Raw genomic sequence first — 21,129 nt, 5'->3', positions numbered from 1 at the left:
GCTAGCGCGCTCGGCAGAAGCGCGTTGCGGCGATTTTGCGCGGCTCTGCCGGATTGCCTTGGTAGATCTTGTCCGGCTCCGTGGATTGCGCGAGGCTCGACGCCATGCTGATGTAGTTGTCGGGCGCGATCGTGACGCCGTGCCCGATGGCGGCGTTGACGCCGAGGAAGCTGTAGGCCCCGATCCGGCAGAAGCCCGAGATCACCACGTGTGAACTCACGAAGACATTGTCCTCGATGACCGAGCGGTGGCCGATGTGGTTGCCGCTCCAGAGTGTGACGTTGTTTCCAATCTCAACGAAGGGTTGGACGACGTTGTGCTCCAGGATAAAGCAGTTCTCGCCGATCGTGACATTGTGCCAGACGAAGGCCTTCGTGCTGACATACGACGTCAACCTGTAGCCCATGGATTTGACCTGCGCGCAGAGATCGGCACGGACGCGGTTGAGCTTCGAATCGCCGATGGCGACGAAGGCGTCGTACTCCTCGGGCGGGTAGGCCTGCTGCACCTGGGCGAGCGTGATCACCGGCAGATCGTGGTGATGCGGCTGCGTGATGTAAGCCTCGCCGATCGAGAAAGCCTTCACTTCATGGCCACTGTCGTGGGTGAAGTACTCATAGGCCATGCTGGCGATTTCGCCGTTGCCGAAGATGATCAGCGGTTTCATCGATTACGCCTTCATGATGAGGAGATCTTCGCGCCGGTTGGCCATGGGGAGATCCGGCGCCTGAGGTATGACGTAGGCGTCCGCGCCGGCGGCCTGCGCCCGCTGGATGAGCGCCGTGAGCACGGCGTCGTCGATCTTGCCGGGGCTCGGCTCATTGTAGCGGACGTCCGGCTCGGAATCGGTCTGCGTGAAGGCCTTATGAAAGCGCCGGCCGGTCTCGCTCGCGAAGAAGCGCCGCCGCTTCGAGATGTTCGGGATGTCGCCGATCAGGGCACGGCCGCCATCGGCGAGCAGCGCCACGATGCTGTCGAGGAAGGTGAAGGGATTGCCCTCCGCGAACACGTAATGGAAGACGCTGTAGCAGAGGACGATGTCGGCTTGGCCGACCGCATTCCGGACGGCGTCCCGGTTCGCCGGGAACGCGCCGGCGATCTTCGAGGTCACGCCGGCGACGTCGGGCAGCTGCTCGAGCATCTCCGCGCTATCGACGAGGACCAGGCGGTGGTCCCGCTCGCGGCACAGATCAATGAGGCGATGCGGCAGCCCGGCGCATCCGGGCCCGATATCCACGATGGTGGCGCCGGTCCCGAGCAGGGCCGGGAGCTTGGCCGCGATGTCGCGCAGGATCGCCTCCTCGAAGCCGTCGCGATACGTCTCCGGGAAGCCGATCCGCTCGTTGGCGGAGAGGTGCGGATTCTGCGCGAGGGCGCGGAATCCCTCGAACGTGAGGTCGACCTTGGCGAGATCGACGTCGCGGCCGGTCCGGAGGTTCTCCAAGGAACTCGGGCCGTCCTTGGGAGGCCCACCGTCGGCAGCGTTCAGGGGTGACGATGACACGGGGGCCTCCTGTTCCGTTTGGAATCGGCGTCCGAGCCCGGGCGGTCCCGGTCCCGAGACGCTCCAGCTGCCCGAACTGCGCGGCGCGGGGAACCGGCCGCGGATCTTAGGACTGCTGACGGCCCCGGGCTCAGCGGTCCGAGGCTGTAGATCTCACGCCGGGCCGTGGCGCTGGTTCGAGGCCATGGCCGCACGGCAGGCGAGCACGACGTGCCGGATTTCCTCTTCCTGAAGATGGGGCCCGATGGGAAGGCTCAGGATCTCTCGACCGAGGACGCGGCCCAGACGCCTCTCCCCCGCGATCGAGACGCCCGCATAGGCTTCGGCATCTGCCGGTGCGATCGGGTAATGAATCTGCGTGCCGACCCCCGCCTCGTCGAGCCGCGCCGCCAGCGCATCCCGCTGCCCGGATCGGACGACGAACAGGTGCCAGACGGGATCGGTGCGCGGATCGACCTGCGGAAGAGCGAGGTCCGTATCGGCGAGGCCGTCTCGATACGCGGCCGCGACGGCGCGGCGCCGGCTGTTCCAGTCGTCGAGATGGCGCAGCTTGATGCGAAGCAGCGCGGCCTGAAGCTCGTCGAGCCGCGAGTTCACCCCCTGCTGCCGATGCACGTATTTCTCGCGCGAGCCGTAATTGGCGAGTTCGCGGATCCGGCGCGCGACTGCGGTGTCGGACGTGGTCACGGCCCCGCCATCGCCCAGAGCGCCCAGATTCTTGCCCGGATAGAAGCTGAAAGCGGCGGCGTCGCCGAGGCTGCCCGTCCGCCGCCCGGCGAAGGTCGCGCCGTGGGCCTGCGCGGCATCCTCGATGCAGACGAGATTATGCCGGTGCGCGAGGGCGCGCAGCGCCTCCATGTCGGCCGGCTGGCCGTAGAGGTGGACCGGCATGATGGCCTTCGTCCGGCTGCTGACAGCCCGCGCGGCTCCGGCCGGGTCCATGTTGTAGGTCGACGGATCCGGATCGACGGAGACCGGCTTCGCGCCGACCTGGCTCACCGCTAGCCAAGTCGCGATGAAGGTGTTCGACGGCACGAGCACCTCGTCGCCGGGACCGATCCCGTAGGCGCGCAGGATCAGGATCAGGGCGTCCAGGCCGTTGGCGACGCCGACCGCATGCTCGGCCTCGCAATAGGCGGCGAACTCCGATTCGAAAGCTTCGACCTCCTCACCCAGGACGTATCGCGAACGGTCCAGGACGCGGTGCCACGCGGCGTCGAGGTCGGCGCGGACGGTGTCGTGGGTGCGGCCGAGATCGAGAAACGGAACCTTCATCGCGGGCCTCCCCTACCGGCTTCCCACGGCGCGCAAGAATGTGTCGTAGTCCCTGTAATAGTCGCTCTCCTCGTAGTGCTGCGAGGCCAGGGAGAGACACACTGCCCCACCGGAGAACTCGTCGATATCGCGCCACACCATGCGCGGGACATAGAGGCCGATGTTGGGTCGATTGAGCAGAAACGTCTGGCGCGTGCGGCCGTCATCCAGGTGGACTTTGAAGCTGCCGGAGATCGCGATCAGGACCTGCTGCAGCTCTTTGTGGCTATGCCCCGCGCGCACCGCGCCGTGCGAGACATCGTAGATGAAATAGACGCGTCGGATGTCGAACGGCACATCCTTCTCGGCCTCGATGGGCGTCAGCGCTCCCCTGTGATCGAGGATGTGGCGAAACTCGATCAGGTGTGGCTGAGTCATCGTTCCCCCGCCGAAATGCCGGCTCTCTGACGTCGACCCTCGACCGCGAAACATACCATGGACCGTGCCGAGGCCCCTTCGCGTCCGGAGCGCGGTCCGATGTCGCGAAGCCCTCTAAGCGCAACGCGACCGATCCGCAACGGTCGGACTCTACTTCCGCGAGCCTTGTCGAACAAATGCAATTACTGATCTATTGTCCATCGGCTCGCCGCGGGAATGGAAGAGCGCCGAGCAGTCGGCCCACGACCGACCGTCCGGCGACCGCAGGCGCGACGGGCGGCACCTGCGGCGATAGCACCGGGGTTGGCTGCGCCAGAGATCCGAGGGCCGCGACCACCGCGCTCGGCGCGACGTGGTAGCTGGCGTGGAAGGCGTGGCCGTCCTCGTTCGTCGTCTGGCCGCGCAGGAACGTGATCCGCGCGCCGCCGGCCTCGATGAAACTGGTATAGCCCCGGAAATTGAAGCTCAGGTTGGCGTGGATCAGGCCGAGGATCCGGCAATCCGGGCGGCAGAACAGTCCGTTGGTGAGCGCCGAACTCGACGAGCCGACGATGATGTCGGCGGCGTGGAACGCGTCGACCTGTTCGAGGAACGTCATCGTCTCCGGAGTGATGACCTCGAAGCCGTGCGGCCGGAGCGCCTCGGCGATCTCGACCTCGTTGACGAGCTGGCGCTGCGCGAAGGCCTTGCGCGAGATGAACAGCCGGCGGCCGGTGCGGTCGCTCAGGGCCCCGCGCGCGCGCGCGCTGTGGAGGATGCGGGCGCGCAGATCGACCAGGATGTCGGCGGGCCAGATCGTGTCGTAGACCGGCTGCCCCGGCCGCATCTCGAACGGGAAGAAGGCGGGCACCGGCGCGAGGCCGAGCCGGCCGAACGCCACCGGCCGGCTCGGCAGCTTGATGATCGGGCGGTCGCGCGTGTCGAGGAGCCGGACCACCTCCTCGTGGGTCGCCGGCATGTGGTCGTCGATGCAGAGCGGGATGCCGTCCGGGCAGCACGGGTCGTTGTAGGCGAGCATGCGCGGCACGAACTCGCAGAACCAGTGGCCGTAATTCCGGCTCTGGAGCCCGAACATCGACAGGCCGGCCTCGATCGACAGGCTGTCCTCCGGAACCTCGACGAGGGCCCGCCTCTCCCCGAAGGCCGCCATCACGATCTGGTCCGGGTTGACCCCGTCCTGGAGCAGCACGTCCCGCCGGCGGGGATGGGCGGCGAGGTCATAGATCAGGTGGCCGTCCTTCACGACGAGGTTGCTGCGCGGGAAGGCGTGGCAGCCGTCGACGAACGCGAGGTACTGGCTCGGCGCCTCCAGATCCCCCGGCTCAGAGGTGAGGGGCGGCGGCGGCTCGGTGAACTTGAGCTCCGGTGCCTGGATCGGCCGGGGCGGCCGGAGCTCGGCGTAGTCGATGCCCGGCCGGCCGGCCAGGGACGCGGCGGCGACCATGTCGTAGCCGGCCAGGGGGCCGGCGCCGATCAGCCGGCGGGTCGTCTCGTGCAGGGCGACGGCCGCGTCGAAGTCCCCGGCCTCGATCAGCGCGTCGAGCTGGAGCCGGCGCAGATTCTTGATCTTCTTGGCGAGCGGATCCCCGTCCCGCGAGACGAGGCCGGGCGCGCCGCCGTTGAGATCCAGGGCGAGGCGGTAGCACTGGACGCTCGCCTCGGCCTCGCCGCGCAGCTCCAGCAGCCACGCCCTGTCGATCAGCTCCTCCATGATCCGCGGGCGCAGCCGGTTCGCGTCCGCGGCGCGCAGGCGCGCGACGACCGGATCCGCCTCGGCGAAGCGTCCGCGGGCGCAGAGGTCGCGCAGGCGCGCCTCCGCGGCGGCCAGGGTCCAGCGGCCGCCATCGCGGCCCGCCAGGATGGCCGCGAGGTCGTAGGCCTGGGCCGCGAGATCGGGCGCGCCGCCCCCGTCCAGCCGGAACGCCAGGGCGTCGAGATGGCGGATCATCGTGCCGGGGCTGGTCCCCGCCGCCGCCGGGTCGGCCGCGAGCGCGCCGAGCCGCGCGATCAGGTCGGCCTGGCCGCCGCGATGATCTCTGATCAGGTCCAGGAAGTGTGACATGTTCCGCGTGCTCGACCGGCCCGTTCCCGGCCTCGACGTGGTGCCAACCTCGGACGGCCGCCGGCAGGAGCGGGGCCGCGCATCGGGCGCCGTGGCAGGAGCCCACCCTTAGCGTCCCGCCGCGGAACTGGTAAATCCCCGTTCCGAACGGGTCGGCCGTGGCTTCGCGCGCCGGCCGCCGCCCGCGGCGTTGGGCCGGCGCACGGGCGGGAGATGAGGAAAGCCTTCGGATGCCGGAATCGGGGAGCCTTGAGATCGGCGGTGACCGGATCGCGTCGGTCCGGACGCTGGCGGCCGGCCGGCAGGCCGGGCGCGACGGGGCGCTGTGCGCCATGGAAGCGGTCGCCCATCTCGCCGGGGAGCCGCTCTCGGACCGGCCGGCCTGCGCGTCGCCCGTGATTGCCGCCTTCGTCCGCACGTGGAGCGACGGCCTGCCGCAGGCGGCGCGCGACGGCCGCATCCTCCCCCTGCTTCCCCGCCTCGTCGGGACGCGCGGTTCGGAACCCGTCGAGCGACGCCGGGCCGGGATGGTGGCCGACTGGCTCGTCCGCGTTCACCTGCCGGCATGGTTCCACCTCGCCAAGCTGAACGTCGAGGCCGACGTGCTGGCCGGCTTGCCCGAGATCCGCGATCTGGGGGATCTCGCCGGGCTGTGCGACGACCTCCGACGCGCCCGCAAGCGGGCGGCGATCGCCAATCTCACCCTGCGCCAGACCGGCCCCTACGTGCGGGCGGCGGCCTGGGACGTCGCACAGCGGGCGGCCTGGACGGCGATCCGCGACGACCTGGAAGCGGCCGGCGGCCCGATCCTCGCCGCCGCCTGGGACACCGCCTACGCGGCGGCCTACGCGGCGGCCCGCGCCTCCGGCAAGGCGCCCCTGGAGCCGACCCGGCGCGCGCTGGAGGACACCGCCCAGACGCTGCTCGAGCGCCTGATCGCGGCGGGCGAGGCCGGGTCCGACGGCGCCCTCACCGCCGATCCGCGGCCATGAGCGGCGCCGCCGGCGAGCTGCCCGGGCCGGGGCTCGCGGGCGCCCGATGCCTCGTGCTGGGCGGCGGCGGGTTCCTCGGGCTGAACCTGTGCAACCGCCTCGCGGCGGCGGGGGCCGAGGTCACGTGCTTCAGCCGCAGCCACCCGCAGGCCGAGGTCCTGGACCGGCGCGTTGCCCGGGTGTCTGGCCAGTTCTCCGACCGCCTCGCCCTCGCCAACGCGGTGGAGCGCCAGGACGTCGTCTTCCACCTGATCGCCGGCTCGATTCCCGAGAGCTCCAACCGCGACCCGTCGGCGGAACTCTCGGCCGCGCCGATCGCCACTTTGCATCTCCTGGAGATCTGCCGCTCGGCGCGGATCGGCAAGCTCGTGTTCGCGTCCTCCGGCGGCGCGATCTACGGGATCCCGGGCGCCATCCCGATCCCCGAGCGGGCGCCGACCGACCCGATCTCGGCCTACGGCATCAGCAAGCTGATGATCGAGAAGTCGCTGTACCTCTACCGGCACCTGCACGGGATCGACTACCAGATCCTGCGGATCGCCAACCCGTACGGACGCTTCCAGCTCGGCACCAAGCACCAGGGCCTGATCGGCAGCTACATTCACCGCGTCCTCACCGACCAGCCGCTGGAGGTCTGGGGGACCGGCGCGGTGGTGCGCGACTTCCTCCACATCGACGACGTGAGCGACGCCTTCCTGGGGGCCGTCGCCTATCGGGGGCCGCACAAGGTGCTGAACGTCGGCAGCGGCCGGGGCCTGAGCGTCAACGAGGTCATCGCCGAGCTGAAGGTGGCCTTCGGGCGGGACCACCTCCCCTGCGTGCACCGGCCGAGCCGCGCCGCCGACGTGCCGGCCAACGTGCTCGACACCGCGCTGATCCGGTCGGAACTCGGCTGGCAGCCCCGCGTCCCCCTGCAGGCGGGTCTCACCGGGACCATCACTTGGATGCGCGCCCACCTGGCCCGGTCGCGGGCGGCTGACGTGCCCTCCGGCGCCGGCTGACCGGCCGGATGATCACGCCGCCCCGGAGCGGCCACGTTTGTCGGCGACAGCGCGCGGCATCGATCCGCGAGGAGACCCCATGTCCTTCCTGCACGATCTGCCGATCGCCGACCTGATCGCGCATTACGGCTACCTGGCGATCTTCGTGATCATCACCCTCGAGAGCGCCGGACTGCCCCTGCCCGGCGAGACGGTGCTGCTGACCTCGGCGGCCTACGCGGGCAGCACCGGCAACATCAACATCGCCGTCGTCGTGGCGATCGCCGCGACCGCCGCCATCCTGGGCGACAATGCCGGCTACTGGGTCGGCCGCCGCTGGGGCCTGCCCCTGCTCCTGCGCAAGGGCCACCTGATCGGGCTCGACCACGGCCGGCTCAAGCTCGGCCAGTACCTGTTCCGCCGGCATGGCGGGAAGATCGTGTTCTTCGGCCGCTTCACCGCGATGCTCCGGGCCTACGCGGCGGTCCTGGCCGGCGTGAACAAGCTCGACGCCCGCCGCTTCATGGCCTTCAACGCCCTCGGCGGCGTGGCCTGGGCCTCGATCATGGGGTTCGGCGCCTACCTGTGCGGCCGCTCGATCGAGAACGTGATGGGTCCCGTCGGCCTCGGGCTGCTGGCCTTCGTCCTGCTGGGCGCCGTCGCCCTGTGGCTGTTCATGCGCCGGCACGAGGCGCGCCTGATGGTCGCCGCCGAGGCCGAGATCCCGGGGCCGCTCGGCGGGGGGCTCGGCGAGGCGCGGGCCGAGCCTGTCCCGGGGCCTGTCCCGGCGCACGGCGGCGTGGACCCGGATAGCCGGGTCCAGGCGGAGTTCCAGAATCAGATCGCGGCGCTCCTGGCGGAGCGGGAGCGCGCGGCACCGCAGCCCACCGCGCGCGCGGCCGCCCAGACCCGGCGCGCGCCCTGGCCCCTGTGGTTCAAGATCCCCGTGCTGCTCGTCGCCGCCGGCGCCGGCATGGCGGTGATCTCCTGGCACGACGGCGTCACCGGCGGCTTCTACGGACGGCTCATCGGGCATGTTGGGATCCTCGGCATCGCCCTGATCGTCGCCGTCCCCGCCCTCCTCCTGCTGGTGGTCGGCCGGCGGCTCCCGCGTCTTGAGGACGAGGCCGACGCGGAGTCCGAGGAGGCCGTCGGGCTGGCGGCGTGACCGCCGCGCCGGACGGCCCTCGCGCTCGGGCTGCAGGGTTGACCGGTCCGGGGGCCGATCGTACAGCCGGCCTCGACCCGACAGGGGCGCCCAGTCGCGCCGGCCTCCCGCCGGCGGCCGCGTGCCCGAGACCCGTCGGGCCCCGCGACTGAGACGGAGCCGACCTTGGCCGAGGACGTAGAGGCGCTGCGGGCGGAACTCGCCGAGACCCAGGCGCGGCTCAAGGAAGCGCAGGGCGAGCTGGCCCGGCTGGTGCGTCTCGCCGAGGCGGATCTCCAGCGCCGGCGTCCCGGCGAGCAGTCGAGCGTCGTCGCCTCGTCGGTGCGCCGCCCCGCCGCCAAGGAGGTCGCGGCCCGGATCGCCCGGTTCGCTCACCTCTACCGGGAAGCCGCCGAGGCCTCCCCGGACCGCGCCCCGGTCGTGCCCGAGCAGACGATGCTCGCGTGGCTGGAGACATCCGGCCTGTTCGACCGCCAGTTCTACCTTGCTTGCAACGACGACGTCGCCAGTGCGGGGGCCGATCCGATGATGCACTACTACAATCACGGATCGGAGGAGGCGCGCCTGCCCTCGACGCTGTGAGGGCCGGTCGACGGCGCGGGCGCATTGCGGGATGATGGGTCTCGAAAGTCTTTGTCCGCTCCGTGATCGATCGCGGCAAGTATAAAATCAGAAGAGGGTCCGATAGACTTCGTGATCGTCTCTATCGGCCGCGTTGACCCTCCCCGTCCCGTGATCTAGGGAGCGGCCGGACGGGGCGCGTGCGAGGGATCAGACCGATGCAGGACGGTGCAGGCGCGAGCGCGCCGGGCTCGACCGCGGCTCCGCCCGCGCTCGAGCCGTGGCAGGACGACTTCGCCACGATCTACGCCAGCGGCCTGTTCGACCATATCGGCTACGCGACGCGCTATCCCGATGTCGGCCTGACCGACCTGTCGCCCCTCGAGCACTACGTGAAGTACGGCGCCCGGCTCGGGCGCCGGCCCCGGGCCGACTTCACCGCGCCGCCGGACGAGACCTTCGACGGCAGCTTCGTCAATCCCTTCGCGGCCTGGATCCGGGGGCGCGCCGAGACCCAGCCTGCGCCGGCCTGGAACCGGCCGGTCGTCTCGGTCGTGTGCATCAGCTACAACCAAGCGGCCTTCATCCGGCAGACGCTGGAGAGCATCCTCGGGCAAGCCACGGATTTCCCCTTCGAGCTGCTGGTCGGCGACGACCGCTCCACGGACGGGACCGCCGAGATCATCGCCGAGTACGCCGCGCGCCACCCCAACCTCGTGGCGGTCCTGCGCAGTGAGAATCTCGGGCCCAACAGGAACTTCGCCGACCTCACGGCCCGTGCCCGCGGCGAGTTCGTGGCGATCTGCGAGGGCGACGATTACTGGACCGACCCGCGCAAGCTCCAGCGGCAGGTCGATTTCCTGCGGGCGCGCCCGGAATTCACCCTCTGCTTCCACCGGGTGCGCGTCGTCTACGAGGACATGCCGGGGGTCGACGAGCTGTACCCGAAGCAGTGCAGCCCGCAGCCGTCGCTGTCGGACCTCGTGGCGCACAACTTCGTCCAGACCAACAGCGTGCTCTACCGCTGGCGCTACCACGGCGAGGAGGCGTTCGTGTTCGACGAGGGCATCGCCCCCGGCGACTGGTACGTCCATCTGATGCATGCCGAGGTCGGGCGCGTCGGCTTCCTGCCGGAGGTGATGGCGGTCTACCGCAAGCACGCCGCCGGGATGTGGGCGACCTACGCCACCGAACTCGCCCGCCACAAGAAGCTCGGCAACTCCGAGATCGCGTTCTTCCGCAAGCTGCGCGGCCATTTCGGCGGCCGCTACGCGGCGGGCTACGAGGGCGCGCAGAAGTCGATCTTCCGGCGGCTGGCCGAGGCCTACCTCGACGAGGAGGACGTGCCGAGCCTCGGGCGCCTGATCGAGGCCAATCCCGACATCGCCCGGGATGCCTTGAGCGACATGGGCCTCGACGCGCCGGATGACCTTTCAGGAGAGCCGGAGGCCCTGCGCGCGTGGCTGCTGAAGCAGCTGACCGTCAGCGTCATCGTCACGGCCTACAACCACGCCGCCGATATCGGCCGCTGCCTCGACGCGGTGCTGGGCCAGCGCGGCCTGTTCCGGCTGCAGGTCGTGATCGGCGACGACAAGTCTACCGACGGCACCGCGGAGATCGTCGAGCGATACCGGGCGCGCGACCCGGAGCGGATCGCGGTGCGGCCCCGGCCGCACAATCTCGGCATGCTGCGCAACATGCAGGACTGCCTCGCCGCCTGCACGGGCCGGTACGTCGCCTTCTGCGAGGCGGACGATTACTGGCTGTCGGACCGCAAGGTCACCATGCAGATGCGGATGCTGCGCAACGACCGCAAGCTGGACATGTGCTTCAACTGGGTGCTGCTCCACTACCCGGCGACCGGCTCCTACGTCCCGCACGACGAGCAGGGCCGCTATCCCACCGGCCCGATCAGCTTCCCGGTCCTGGCCAACTCGCCGCTCACCGCCAACTTCTCCTGCTGTTTCTACCGCGCCGAGGCTCTGCGGCGGGTTCCGGAGGCCTACTACGCGAACGCCTCGGCGGCCGACTGGCTGATGAACCTCTACGTCGCCGACAAGGGCCGGATCGCGTTCCTGCGGGAACTGCTCTCGGTCTACACGGTCCAGGAGAAGGGCCAGTGGTCGGGCCTGCCGGAGGACATCAAGAACGCCCGGATCGCCCAGTACCAGAAGGAGTTCGCCGGCATCTTCGGCGAGGGGCGCGGCTTCGAGAAGTACGAGGTCGGCTGCACGGTGGCCGAGCTCGACGGCGAGCTGCCGGATTCCTTCGCCCGTGCGAACCTGGAGTCCCCCCAGGACCGGGTCTGGGCCGAGATCCGGGACGGGCAGGTGGTTCTGGCCGGCTGGGTCGTCTCGGCGAGTCGCGCAAAGGCGACGCTGATCGTCGAGGCCGACGGCGAGGTCCAGCGCATCCCCGTGGACGTCCACCGGCCGGACGTGATCGCGGCGGTGCTCGGCGACATGCCGACCACGATGGAGGAGGCCCGCTGCGGCTTCCGCTTCACCCTGCCTTACGCGCTCCACCTCGAGGTGCTGCTCTCCATCGAGGTCGAGCACGAGGTCGTGCCCTGGCTCTCGGTGATCTTCACCCACCGGGTCAAGCGGGCGGTCGAGCAGAGCTGATCGCGGGTGGGGCGTCGCGACACGCGGGGCCGCGCCCTTCGGGCCGGCCCTATCGCCGCCGACCGCCGAGGAGCTGCCGCACCCGGGCCAGCGGCGTGCGGGCGCGGGCCCGGTCCAGGGCCCCGCGGATCTCGGCGGCGAGCCGCGTCGCGACGATCTCGCGGGCGGGATCGTCGTAGTGGACGATGTCGTAGAAGGTCCCCTCCTCCCGGTCGCGGAAGATCCCGCTGAGGTCGAGGGCCGTGAAGGTGCGCCGGTACGGGCGCCGCGCCGCGAGCTGCGCGGTGAACGCCTCCAGCTTGGCGTATTGCCGGTCGAGATAGGCCAGGAACGCCCCCGAGGCGACGCCGCTTTCCACCTCGGTGAGGTGGCGCTTGCGCAGGATCGTCGGCTGCAGGACGCTGACGATCGGCACCCCGTGGTCGTGCGACAGCTTGGTCAGTCGGTGCGCCGCCAGTTCGTAATGGTAGACGATCGCGTCCTCCCAGCCGGGGCTCTGCCAGCCCACCTCGAACCGTAGCCGCTTCAGCTCCTCGTAGATCAGCGTGATCAGTGCCTCGTAGGATAGGCCGTCCTCGCGGGCGCGGGGATCGTGCGTGTCGAAGAAGTGGTCGTAGAGCCGCTGGGCGATGAAGGCGTTGTAGGGGTGGCCCGGCCGGGGATCGTAGGTCCAGGGCTGGAACAGGTCGGTGCTGCCGCTCAGCACGAGGATCGCGTCGGGGCTGTATGTCACCAGGCGCGACCAGATCAGGTGCGTCATCTGCGTGAGGCAGCTCGACATCACTCCGAAATTGTAGACCTTCGCGCTCTCCAAGCCGTCGGCCCGCAGAATCCGCTCGATGCGGCCCGGCAGGGTGTTGGCGATGTCGCCGCCGTCGATCGTGGTCGAGTCGCCGACGACCAGGATCCGGGTCTCGCCCTCCGGCTTGCGCGCGCCGATCGGGACGGCGTTCAGGAAGCCGTCCGCGTCGAACGGGACGCCGTAATGGCTCGCCCCCGGCTTGCCGGCGAACTGGATGAACGGGCTCGGATAGCGGGTGTTCGAGTCGAGATAGCCGAAATGGTGCAGGAACTTGCGCCGCCGCGCCGCATCCTCACTCTCCGGCGGGGCCCAGATCTGCTCGACGCCCGGGGCGGTCAGAGCCGCCATCATCGCGTCCCTGAGCGCCGCGTAGCCGGCGGCGTTGAGCCGGACGCCGTCGTCGCTGAGAGCGGGCCTGAGCGCGCCCGTCCCGGTGGCCAGGACGGCGTCGTAATCGATGAACTGCGCGCCGTACGCCTGCACGTGGTCGCGCAGCCACGCGTTGACCTGCCCGATGAGCGGGATGGGCAGGCCGGCTGCGGCTGGCGCGGCCGGATCCACCGGCGGGATCGAGCCGACCCAGGTCCGCACGTAGAGGTCGCGCGCGTCCCGCAGCATCGCGGTGAAGTCGGCTACGATGCTGTCCAGCGACGGCGCGGCCTTGCCGCTGAGGATGTCGTCGCGGCCGCCGATGAGGTGCAGGCCGCGGGCTCCGTAGAGGGCGATGTCGGAGCACAGCCGCCGTCCCATGTCCCGGGTGGACTGCCCGGCAATTCCGCGCGCGACCGTCTGGGGTCCGGAGAAGAGCGGCGGTGTCTCGGCCACCAGCTCCGCCGTGACCGAATCGCCGAAGAACAGGATCGGCCCGAACGGGAACAGCGGCTTGTCCTGCATCGGCGTGCTCATGCCGTCGCGATCCGGGGCGGCGTCAGCGCGCCGCGAAGATCTCGATCCCGTCGAGATGCAGGTGCTGCTCCTCGTCGAGATCGATCTTGAGGTAGCGGAACCGCGCGTTGTCGAACCGCAGGTGGAGGGGCAGGCCGGGATGGCAGTGGGCGTCCACGGCGTCGAAGACGAGGCTGTAGTCGTTGTCAGTCTCGCCCAGCCAGACCCGCATCAGCTGCGCCCGCTCGCTGAGCTGCCCCCAGCGATTGTAGATCCGGATCTCCGAGACCCGCTCGACCGCGCCGAGATCGAGGACGAACCAGGGGTTCCGGTCGAGCCCGGTGTGGAAGAAGAAGGACGGGTCGCCGGTGGTGCGCGCGCCGTAGGTGCCGGTCGTGCCCGACCAGGGCGAGGCGGAGCTCGCCGTCCAGGTCTTGCCCAGCGCGATGTTCTCGGAGGGGCGCATCGCCACCAGCGTGTCCATCTCCAGCTCGTCGATCAGCGTCCGGATCTGCTTGGACGGCTGCCGCAGGGGCGGGATCTCCAGCTCGAGCTTGTAGATCAGGTTCGACAGGATGCTCTGGTCGAAGCGGTGGTCGATGAAGCCCTCGAGATCCGGCAGGCCCATCTGGTTCGGGATGTCGGTGACGACCCGCGGGTCGCCGGCGTAGCGCAGCCACTCGGCCACGAGCCGGCGGGTGGCGGGGCTGACCATGAAGGCGATCCAGGAGGCCTGGATCTGGTCGGCGTCCCAGTAGCGCGCCGCGTCGCACTCCATCAGCACGAAGCAGTCGCGCTTGGTCCAGGCCCGCTGCGGCTTGCCGTGCAGCACGCCCACCGCGACCCGGCGCTCCGAGCCGTCGAGCCAGGTGAGCAGCGGCGCCACCGGCGGCAGCGGGTCGTCGCCGACCGCCTGCATGCCGGTGTCGCTGAAGACGACGAAGTCGCCGTCGCGGCGCTTCTCCAGCGCCTCGGCGATGATGTAGGGCTTCCAGGCCCAGTTGCCGGCGCCCCGGGACCGGTCGAGGATCTCCCGGTGCGCGCGGTAGAACGGCGTCTCGCGCAGCCGGTCGGGGGACCAGCTCTCGATCGTGTCGAAATCGCCCGTGGCGGCGGCCGAGGCCACCAGCCGGCGCTGGCTCTCGACGTAGTGGTACTTGGCGGCGAAGCTGACCAGGGTGGTGTGGCGCGGCCGGAGCCGGCGCCGCAGCCGCATCAGCACCTCGGCCCGGTGCATGTCGAAGGCGTTGACGCGCAGGGCCTCCGGGGATGGGTCAGCGCTGGCCAAGTCTGTCCTCCGGCGGTGGCTCGAGGGCTTGTCACCGGTTTTGCCGGCTTCGGCAAGGCGGCCGCGGCGGGGCCGGGCTCAGGCGTCGTCGAACGCGAGCTTCTCGGCCGGATACGCGAGCATCAGAGCGCGGCGCTCGGGCGAGTTGTCCCACTCGCCGACCTTCGTGTAGTCGCCGGCGAGGTCCAGCACCTCGACGACCCGCCCGATGGTCGGGATGCTCTTGAAATGCTGCGGCCAGCCGGAGGCGAAGTAGAAGACCTGCTCGACGTGCTCGGAGAGCTGGCAGACCCCCGGCCCGAAGGTGCCGAGCCCGAAGACGAGGTAGCGCCCGTTCATCAGCGCCGCGACGTCGTCGATCAGGGAGCCGCTCTGGGTCGTCAGCGGCACGCCGATCTCGGCGATCCACGCTTCCAGCACCGGGATCACCGGGTTGAGCCGGTTCTCGAACACCATCTTGATCCGGGCGATGCGGCCCTCTGCCAGGAGCCGCCGGATCACCATCTGGTAGAAGGCGAGCGGCGGCTGCGGGTAGGTCGGCGCCACCCAGGTGCTGAAGATGTCCCCCGAGCGGATGTGGATCAGCAGCTCGTCGTCGGGCTTGGCGGGGATCTCCGCCGGCAGCCGGTTGAACAGCGGTCGGATGCAGGTCCGCACGATGTCCCGGGTCTCGTCGGGGCCGAGGGTGCCGGCGAGCTGCTGGATCCCGAGGTCGAAGTACATTCCCGACAGGAAGGCGCCGTCCGGCGGCAGCGGCTCCGAGCCGGGGATGAAGGTGAGGCCGCCGCAGGTCAGGGGGCCGGTCAGGCCGATCACCTCGCTCCGGTCGGCGGCCGGGAGCTTGATATATTTCAGGTTCAGGTTGCGGGCGATGCCGATGGCGAGCAGCAACTGGATCAGGCAGTTGCCGAAGGCGCCGCACTCGTAGAGCGCGAGGCCGACCAGGGCGCGGGACCGCGGCCGCTCGGCGCTGACGAGGCGGTAGGAGACGTAAACGTTCGCGCCGGGCTGCTCGTCGGCCATGTCGAAGGGCACGTCCAGCACGCGCCGCAGGGCGATGAGGTCGAAATCCGCCCGGTCGCACAGCACCTGCACCGCCGGCGGCTCGCCTGCGGTGACGCCGTCCGGAGCGACGCGGATATGGCGCGCCCAGGCGCCCTCCCCGGCGGCGAGCACCAGGGTCGCGGGCCCGCTCCGGGCCGCGTCGAGATCGGGCTCGCGCCAGACCTGCCCGTCGTCGGAGACGGCGAGGCGCGGCGGTGCCGCGCTGGCGGCCGCGACCTCGACGCGGCGGACCGGGCAGCGGAAGCCGAGATCGACCTGGAAGCTCGGGGGGCCCGCCGGGCGGTCGGTCTCGCCGGCCGCGGGTGCCGCGCCGAGCCAGGGCCGGCCGAACGCCGCATCGATCAGGTCGCCGTTCATCGCGTCTCGCGCTGCGCAGGGAGCGGTCCGGGGCCCGCGCCCCGAGCCCCCTCTTTGCCGGGCGAGCCCGCTCTGTCGAGGCGGGCGCGTGTCCCGTGACCCCGTCGCAGGGCGACGGGGCGTGCCCGTCGGCTAGCCGTCGAGTCCGAGCATCAGCCCGAGATTCTGCACGGCCGCCCCGGAGGCGCCCTTGCCGAGATTGTCGAGGCGCGCCACCAGCACCGCCTGCCCGTGCTCGGCCGAGCCGAACACGCGCAGCTCCAGCCGGTCGGTGTCGTTGAGATCCTCCGGCTCGATCTTCTCGCGGTGCGCGCCGGTTCCGGCGCCCGGCACCACTTCCACCAGCCTCTGACCGGCGTACCAGTCGCGCAGGGCCGCCTCGAGGTCGGAGGCCGTGGGCCGGCCCGGCAGCGTCTCGAGGTGGAGCGGCACGCTCACCAGCATGCCCTGCCGGAAGTTGCCCACCGACGGCACGAAGATCGGCCGCCGGGTGAGCCCGCTGTAGCGCTGCAATTCCGGCAGGTGCTTGTGGGCGAAGCCGAGGCCGTAGAGCTGGAACGGCGGCGCCGTGCCCTGCTCGTAGGCCTCGATCATGCTCTTGCCGCCGCCGCTGTAGCCGCTGACCGCGTTGACGCTGATCGGGTGGTCGGCCGGGATCAGGCCGCCCTCCACCAGCGGGCGCAGGAGCGCGACGCCGCCGGTCGGGTAGCAGCCCGGATTGGCGACCCGCCGGGCGCGGGCCACCGCCGCGCCCTGCTCCCGGGTCAGCTCCGGGAAGCCGTAGGTCCAGCCCTCCGCCACCCGGTGGGCGGTGCTGGCATCGAGGACGCGCGGGCCGCCGCCGGGCAGGCTGTCGGCCAGAGCCACGGTCTCCCTGGCGGCCTCGTCCGGCAGGCAGAGCACGACGAGGTCGACCTCGGCGAGGAGCGCGCGCTTGGCCTCCGGATCCTTGCGGTGCTCCGGGGCGATGCTGCGCAGGGCGACCCGCCCGTCGCGCTCCAGGCGCTCGCGGATGCCGAGACCGGTGGTGCCGGCCTCTCCGTCGATGAACACGGTGGGCTTCGTCGCGCCTGCGCCAGACATCGCTCGTCTCGCTCTCTAGAAAAATGCCTCGCCGCCCGAGTCGGGCACCGCGGCCGGGAATCAGGTGCGCGCGGTGCGACAGGCTGTCAACGACCGTGCAGCGGCCTGAAAACGCGAAAGGGCGGCTCCCGCAGGAACCGCCCTCTCCGTGACACCGGTGTGACCGGGTATCAGCGCTTCGAGAACTGGAAGCTGCGGCGGGCCTTCTTGCGGCCGTACTTCTTGCGCTCGACCACGCGAGCGTCGCGGGTGAGGAAGCCCTCACGCTTCAGCGGGGCGCGCAGCTCCGGCTCGTAGTAGGTCAGGGCCTTCGACAGGCCGTGGCGCACCGCGCCGGCCTGGCCGGAGAGGCCGCCGCCCGCCACCGTGACGGTGATGTCGTACTGGTCGACGCGGCCGGCGATCTCCAGCGGCTGGCGCAGGATCATGCGCAGCACCGGGCGGGCGAAGTAGATCTCCACCGGGCGCTTGTTGATCGTCACCGTGCCGCTGCCGGGCTTGATCCAGACGCGGGCGACCGCGTCCTTGCGCTTGCCGGTGGCGTAGGCGCGGCCCTGCGCGTCCAGCTTCTGGACGTGGACGGGGGCCTCGTTGGCGGGGTCGACCGCGCCGGTGTTCGACCGGTTGAGGTCGGCGAGGGACTGCAGGGTCGCCATGATCAAGCGCTCACGTTCTTGCGGTTGAGGGCGCCGACGTCGAGCGCCTGCGGCTGCTGGGCCTCATGCGGGTGCTCGGTGCCCTTGTAGACGCGGAGATTGCCGAGGATCTGGCGAAAGAGCGGGCCGCGCGGCAGCATGCGCTCCACGGCCTTCTCCACCACGCGCTCGGGGAACCGGCCCTCGAGGATGAACTTGGCAGTCCGCTCCTTGATGCCGCCCGGATAGCCGGTGTGGTAGAAATAGCTCTTCTGATTGTACTTACGCCCGGTGAACTTCACCTTCTCGGCGTTGATGACGATGACGTTGTCGCCGCAATCGACGTGGGGCGTGTAGGCGGCCTTGTGCTTGCCGCGCAGGCGCATCGCCACGATCGACGCGAGGCGGCCGACGACGAGGCCCTCCGCGTCGATCACGATCCACTTCTTGTCGACCTCGGCGGGCTTCAGCGAGGTGGTCTTCATAGCCAAATCCCAGGGGTTCCGACGGACCGGACCCCGACGCGTCGGGATCCGCGGACATCGGGGTGCCGAAAAACGAGCCGCCGCGTGGAGCACACGCGGCGGCGGTGCCGGGTGCATAGACCGCCCCGGATGCCGGGTCAATAGAGAAGTGCGCGATCCCGAAAAGTCTATTCCGATCAGTGGTTTGATGGTTGAGGTATCAGAATACCGCTAGCCGTCGGAGCGCCGGCCACGCTCCGCGATGGTCAGCTTCTGGACGCCCTTGGCCGCCAGCACCGGTTTCCGGGCGCTGAGGATCCGGGAGTTCACGCCGGTCCAGCCGATCTCGCCGGAGAGCCGGCCGTACTCGATCTTGGGGCAGCGGTTCATGATCACCGTCAGTCCGCGCGCCTCGGCCCGGGCGGCGGCCGCGTCGTCGCGCACGCCGAGCTGCATCCAGATCGTCTTCGGCGGCGGCGTCAGCGCCAGCGCCTCGTCGACCAGCGGCCCGGCGGCGGCGGAGTTGCGGAAGATCTCGACCATGTCGATCGGCTGGTCGCCCAGCCCGGCCTGGACCTCGGCGAGGGAGGCGGCCACCCGGCGCCCGAGCAGATCCTGGCCGGCGAGGCCGGGATTGACCGGCGTCACCGCGTAGCCCCGGTCGAGCAGGTATTTCAGGACGATCCAGCTCGGGCGCGCCGGGTTCGCCGAGGCGCCCACCAGCGCGATCGTGCGCGTGCCGTTCAGGATCGTGCGGATCTGCGCGTCGGGGTAGCGGGCGTGCCGCTCCGCGAGCGCTGCCGCGTCGCTGGTCGCGGGTGGCCGGTTCTCGTGGCCCGTCTCGGCCCCCTTCTCGTCCATGGCGTGTTCCCTCGTCGTCCCGATGATCGCGGGTCGTGTGGCGTTTCTCGCCGCGCCTCTCGCCGCGTCTCCTGCCGCTTTATGGCCCGGCGTCTCGCCGCTGTCCCGGCGTCGGCGCGGCCGCCGTCACAGCCGCCAGACCTCGTAGCCCAGCCGCGCGAACGGCGCCTTCTCGAAGAGCGCCTTCACGTCCACGATCAGGCCGCCGGGCTTCACCCGGGCGGCGATCGCCTCCGGACCGAGCCGGGCGTAGTCGCGGTGCGGGACCGCGATCACCGCGGCGTCCGCGGCGTCGGGCAGGTCGGCCCAGTCGACGAGGTCGATGCCGTACTCGGCCCGGGCCTCCGCCGCGCCGGCGCGGGGATCGTGGACCGACACGGCGCAGCCGAATTCCTCGAGTTCCCGCACGAGGTCGGCGACCTTCGAGTTGCGCAGGTCCGCGCAGTTTTCCTTGAAGGTCAGGCCGAGGACGATCACCCGCGGCCGCCCGGTCCCGCCGCGCCGGACGATCCGCTTCACCGTGCTGCGGGCGACATGGGCCGCCATGCTGTCGTTGATCCGCCGCCCGGCCAGGATCACTTGCGGGTGGTAGCCGATCATCGCGGCCTTGTGGGTCAGGTAATAGGGGTCGACGCCGATGCAGTGGCCGCCGACCAGCCCGGGGCGGAACGGCAGGAAGTTCCACTTGGTCCCCGCCGCCGCGAGGACCTCCTGCGTATCGAGGTCGAGCTTGTCGAAGATCAGCGACAGCTCGTTCATGAGCGCGATGTTCAGGTCGCGCTGGGTGTTCTCGATGACCTTGGCGGCCTCGGCCACCCGGATGGACGAGGCGGCGTGGAGCCCCGCCTCAATGATCGACCCGTAGAGGGCCTTGAGCCGCTCCAGGGTCTCGGGCGTGTCGCCGGCGACGATCTTCACCACCCGGGCGAGGCTGTGCTCCCGGTCGCCCGGGTTGATCCGCTCGGGCGAGTAGCCGACGAAGAAATCCGTCTTCCAGCGCAGGCCCGAGGCCCGCTCCAGGACCGGGATGCAGACCTCTTCGGTGGCCCCCGGATAGACGGTGGACTCGAACACCACGGTCGCGCCCGGCCGCATGTGCCGGCCGACGAGGTCTGAGGCCCGGATCAGCAGGTCGAAATCGGGGCACTGGGCCGCGTCCACCGGGGTCGGGACCGTGACGACGATCACGTCCGCCGCGCCCAGCGCGGTCGGGTCGTCGGTGATTGCGAGGTGCGCGGCGGCCCGGAACGCCTCCGCGTCGATCTCCCCGGCCGGGTCGTGCCCGGCTCGGTAGGCCGCCACCTTGTCGGCGGCGCGCTCGTAGCCGATCGTGACCCGTCCCCGGCCGAACGCCAGGGCGAGCGGGAGCCCGACATAGCCCAGGCCGACGATCGCCACGCTCACCGCCGAGCGGTCTGCCGGGTCTTCCCCTGAGCCGTCTGCCGCCCCGTCAGCCACGCCGGATCCCTCTGCGGGCTCGGAGGGCGCCGATGACGATCCGGCCGCCGGGCGCGTATAGGGGCGGTCCGCGCCGGCGTCGACTCGCCCCGGCCCGCGCGGTGCGCGGTCCGGGACCGCTTACGGGGCGAGACCATGGGGGTGAGGATGCCCGATCTCCGCTGGACCGAGGGGCCGGTCCACTGCACCGACCTCGTCGACGGGACCGGCAAGGTCTTCGGCTACGTCGGCCCCTGCGCCGCGGGCACGCGCGGCTACGTCGTCCAGTCCGGGTCGGAATGGCCGCCGCGCCCGGCCGCCTTCGCCGATCACCCCGCGGCCGCGGCGGCCCGCGCCTGGGTCGAGGCCGCGGTGTCGGCGCGCGCCTTCCGGCCCGTCCGCATCCTCCGGGAGGACGGCGCGCCGGAGGCCTGATCGTCCGGCGCGGTTCAGGAACTCGTCAGGTTCGCTCGGCTTTGTTGTGGCGTGGAGTGGAGGCGCCCGATGGCCGAAATCTGCATCACGGAAGACCAGAACGGGCGGTGGACCGTCTACACCGCAGGACTGGTGGTGACCGATCTGACGCGCGAGGCCGCCGAGGCCTTCGCGGCGAGCTACCGCCGCGTCACGGCCGGCTGAGCGACGGGCCTTTCCGGCCCGCGGGTTGGC

General features: G+C 70.8%; 19 protein-coding genes and 1 pseudogene. 7 read left to right on the top strand and 13 right to left on the bottom strand.

What is annotated here, in order from left to right; all coding sequences use genetic code 11:
- Position 1: 1 nt before the first annotated feature.
- The 5 genes from ACQKQD_RS10475 to ACQKQD_RS10455 form a co-directional block, all read right to left on the bottom strand.
- The gene (locus ACQKQD_RS10475) at positions 2-667 is read right to left on the bottom strand and encodes an acetyltransferase (RefSeq protein ID WP_427508279.1); all 666 of its coding nucleotides are present in this window, start codon (positions 665-667) and stop codon (positions 2-4) included.
- Between the two features lie 3 nt (positions 668-670).
- Positions 671-1,504, bottom strand: a complete 834-nt coding sequence (locus ACQKQD_RS10470) for a class I SAM-dependent methyltransferase (protein WP_427508278.1) — start codon at positions 1,502-1,504, stop codon at positions 671-673.
- A 153-nt stretch (positions 1,505-1,657) separates the two neighbouring features.
- Positions 1,658-2,779 (bottom strand): DegT/DnrJ/EryC1/StrS family aminotransferase, encoded by a 1,122-nt coding sequence (locus tag ACQKQD_RS10465; RefSeq protein ID WP_427508277.1) that lies wholly within the window; start codon positions 2,777-2,779, stop codon positions 1,658-1,660.
- A gap of 12 nt (positions 2,780-2,791) precedes the next feature.
- The gene (locus tag ACQKQD_RS10460; protein WP_056529697.1) at positions 2,792-3,196 is read right to left on the bottom strand and encodes a sugar 3,4-ketoisomerase; all 405 of its coding nucleotides are present in this window, start codon (positions 3,194-3,196) and stop codon (positions 2,792-2,794) included.
- 190 nt (positions 3,197-3,386) lie between these two features.
- A complete protein-coding gene (locus ACQKQD_RS10455; protein WP_427508276.1) occupies positions 3,387-5,258 on the bottom strand; it encodes a glycosyltransferase family 61 protein in 1,872 nt (623 codons plus the stop codon).
- Between the two features lie 230 nt (positions 5,259-5,488).
- Between ACQKQD_RS10455 and ACQKQD_RS10450 the strand changes: the two genes are divergently transcribed.
- The 5 genes and pseudogenes from ACQKQD_RS10450 to ACQKQD_RS10430 all read left to right on the top strand — a co-directional run bounded on the left by ACQKQD_RS10450 (position 5,489) and on the right by ACQKQD_RS10430 (position 11,583).
- Positions 5,489-6,250, top strand: a complete 762-nt coding sequence (locus ACQKQD_RS10450; protein ID WP_427508275.1) for a hypothetical protein — start codon at positions 5,489-5,491, stop codon at positions 6,248-6,250.
- A complete protein-coding gene (locus ACQKQD_RS10445; RefSeq protein WP_427508274.1) occupies positions 6,247-7,251 on the top strand; it encodes an NAD-dependent epimerase/dehydratase family protein in 1,005 nt (334 codons plus the stop codon). Before ACQKQD_RS10450 ends, ACQKQD_RS10445 begins: the two co-directional genes overlap by 4 nt.
- 79 nt (positions 7,252-7,330) lie before the next feature.
- A pseudogene (locus tag ACQKQD_RS10440) lies at positions 7,331-7,966 on the top strand (DedA family protein); the annotation flags it as partial.
- A 597-nt stretch (positions 7,967-8,563) separates the two neighbouring features.
- Positions 8,564-8,980, top strand: coding sequence for a hypothetical protein (locus tag ACQKQD_RS10435; protein WP_354455109.1), 417 nt, complete (start codon positions 8,564-8,566; stop codon positions 8,978-8,980).
- A 197-nt stretch (positions 8,981-9,177) separates the two neighbouring features.
- Positions 9,178-11,583 carry a glycosyltransferase family 2 protein gene (locus tag ACQKQD_RS10430; protein ID WP_427508273.1) on the top strand — a complete coding sequence of 802 codons (2,406 nt, stop codon included), beginning with the start codon at positions 9,178-9,180 and terminating at the stop codon, positions 11,581-11,583.
- Positions 11,584-11,632: 49 nt separating this feature from the next.
- On the opposite strand, the gene ACQKQD_RS10425 is transcribed toward ACQKQD_RS10430, so the two are convergent.
- The 8 genes from ACQKQD_RS10425 to ACQKQD_RS10390 all read right to left on the bottom strand — a co-directional run bounded on the left by ACQKQD_RS10425 (position 11,633) and on the right by ACQKQD_RS10390 (position 20,421).
- Entirely contained in the window at positions 11,633-13,291 is a 1,659-nt protein-coding gene (locus tag ACQKQD_RS10425) for a GDSL-type esterase/lipase family protein (RefSeq protein ID WP_427508272.1), read from the bottom strand.
- A gap of 22 nt (positions 13,292-13,313) precedes the next feature.
- The gene (locus ACQKQD_RS10420) at positions 13,314-14,558 is read right to left on the bottom strand and encodes a discoidin domain-containing protein (RefSeq protein WP_427508271.1); all 1,245 of its coding nucleotides are present in this window, start codon (positions 14,556-14,558) and stop codon (positions 13,314-13,316) included.
- Positions 14,559-14,636: 78 nt separating this feature from the next.
- Positions 14,637-15,980 carry a coagulation factor 5 8 type domain-containing protein gene (locus tag ACQKQD_RS10415; RefSeq protein ID WP_427508270.1) on the bottom strand — a complete coding sequence of 448 codons (1,344 nt, stop codon included), beginning with the start codon at positions 15,978-15,980 and terminating at the stop codon, positions 14,637-14,639.
- Between the two features lie 132 nt (positions 15,981-16,112).
- A complete protein-coding gene (gene argC / locus ACQKQD_RS10410; protein ID WP_427508269.1) occupies positions 16,113-17,063 on the bottom strand; it encodes an N-acetyl-gamma-glutamyl-phosphate reductase in 951 nt (316 codons plus the stop codon).
- Between the two features lie 170 nt (positions 17,064-17,233).
- Positions 17,234-17,719, bottom strand: coding sequence for a 30S ribosomal protein S9 (rpsI, locus tag ACQKQD_RS10405; RefSeq protein ID WP_427508268.1), 486 nt, complete (start codon positions 17,717-17,719; stop codon positions 17,234-17,236).
- A 2-nt stretch (positions 17,720-17,721) separates the two neighbouring features.
- A complete protein-coding gene (gene rplM, locus ACQKQD_RS10400) occupies positions 17,722-18,183 on the bottom strand; it encodes a 50S ribosomal protein L13 (protein ID WP_012318175.1) in 462 nt (153 codons plus the stop codon).
- 210 nt (positions 18,184-18,393) lie between these two features.
- Positions 18,394-19,023, bottom strand: a complete 630-nt coding sequence (locus ACQKQD_RS10395; protein ID WP_427508267.1) for a CoA-binding protein — start codon at positions 19,021-19,023, stop codon at positions 18,394-18,396.
- A 126-nt stretch (positions 19,024-19,149) separates the two neighbouring features.
- Positions 19,150-20,421: a nucleotide sugar dehydrogenase gene (locus ACQKQD_RS10390; RefSeq protein ID WP_244540067.1), complete on the bottom strand. Its 1,272-nt coding sequence runs from the start codon at positions 20,419-20,421 to the stop codon at positions 19,150-19,152.
- A 207-nt stretch (positions 20,422-20,628) separates the two neighbouring features.
- On the opposite strand from ACQKQD_RS10390, the gene ACQKQD_RS10385 reads away from it, so the two are divergent.
- Both ACQKQD_RS10385 and ACQKQD_RS10380 read left to right on the top strand, forming a co-directional pair.
- Positions 20,629-20,895, top strand: a complete 267-nt coding sequence (locus ACQKQD_RS10385) for a hypothetical protein (protein ID WP_091981712.1) — start codon at positions 20,629-20,631, stop codon at positions 20,893-20,895.
- Between the two features lie 69 nt (positions 20,896-20,964).
- Positions 20,965-21,099 (top strand): hypothetical protein, encoded by a 135-nt coding sequence (locus ACQKQD_RS10380; RefSeq protein WP_020096204.1) that lies wholly within the window; start codon positions 20,965-20,967, stop codon positions 21,097-21,099.
- Positions 21,100-21,129 lie beyond the last annotated feature (30 nt).

The organism is Methylobacterium sp. NPDC080182, from assembly GCF_050281105.1.
GTDB lineage: Bacteria > Pseudomonadota > Alphaproteobacteria > Rhizobiales > Beijerinckiaceae > Methylobacterium.
The sequence above is the reverse complement of the archived record's forward strand: the minus strand, read 5'-3'. Positions and strand labels throughout refer to the sequence as shown.